Genomic DNA, 1,121 nt, shown 5'->3' with positions numbered 1-1,121 from the left:
CGAGTCACCAATGCCTTTCGGCGGAACGTGCGCATCAAGTACTCGGGTTGTCAGCATCACCTGACGCAACGCAAAGTCACCAATGCCTTTCGGCGGAACGTGCGCATCAAGACACCGCGGCATTTAGGAGTTCCACCGGAACGCCCCTGTCACCAATGCCTTTCGGCGGAACGGGCGCATCAAGTCCGGCTGCTTCCGCTGCTCCGATTGCTCGTCTCCAATGCCTTTCGGCGGAACGGGCGCATCAAGTTGCGAATAACCCCTTTCCCGCCGCGGCTGAACTGCTGGTCTCCAATGCCTTTCGGCGGAACGGGCGCATCAAACCGCGTGGGACAAGCGCGTCAACTCGCACGAAGCCCAGTCACCAGTGCCTTTCGGCGGAATGTGCGCATCAAGCCAAAATGTGCAGCAGATCGAGGTGCGTGCCTTAGCGTCTCCAGTGCCTTTCGGCGGAACGGGCGCATCAAGCTGCTGTAACTCAACTCACGGCACTGGGAACTCAACTGTCTCCAATGCCTCCCGGCGGAACGTGCGCATCAAGCGCAATCAAAACAAACAACACACCGGAAAACATTATGTCACCAGTGCCTTTCGGCGGAATGTGTGCATCAAGGAGTTACCGGATCGCAGACGCCATGATCAAAGCTCGGTCTCCAATGCCTTTCGGCGGAACCTGCGCATCAAGAAGGTTGTGGAAGACTGCGGCGTGGACAAGAAGAGGTCACCAGTGCCTTTCGGCGGAACGTGCGCATCAAGCGGAGCTGTTCCTGGCTCAGCCTTACGACCGGCAGGGTCTCCAATACCTTTCGGCGGAACGGGCGCATCAAGATTTAATATGGCAACAACCTACGAACAAGCACCACAAGTCTCCAATGCCTTTCGGCGGAACGTGCGCATCAAGGTGTCTTACGCGCAAGCGCCAGGCTTTTCCCTGGCACTCACCAATGCCTTTCGGCGGAACGTGCGCATCAAGTTCTGCACGTTCGTGTACTGTCTCACTAAGGGGCGGTTGTCTCCAATGCCTTTCGGCGGAACGTGCGCATCAAGGAGAAGATCGCCCCGACCTACAACGAGGCAGTGCAAGTCTCCAATGCCTTTCGGCGGAACGGGCGCATCAAGCG

The 1,121-nt window shown here is 57.8% G+C and carries 1 CRISPR repeat array.

The annotated features are described in order from the left end of the window. Positions 1-7: 7 nt before the first annotated feature. Positions 8-1,119: direct repeats of the CRISPR family, unit length 32 nt; unit sequence CCAATGCCTTTCGGCGGAACGTGCGCATCAAG. Positions 1,120-1,121: the final 2 nt, after the last annotated feature.

The organism is Prosthecobacter debontii (genome assembly GCF_900167535.1).
Classification (GTDB): domain Bacteria; phylum Verrucomicrobiota; class Verrucomicrobiia; order Verrucomicrobiales; family Verrucomicrobiaceae; genus Prosthecobacter; species Prosthecobacter debontii.
The sequence above is the reverse complement of the archived record's forward strand: the minus strand, read 5'-3'. Positions and strand labels throughout refer to the sequence as shown.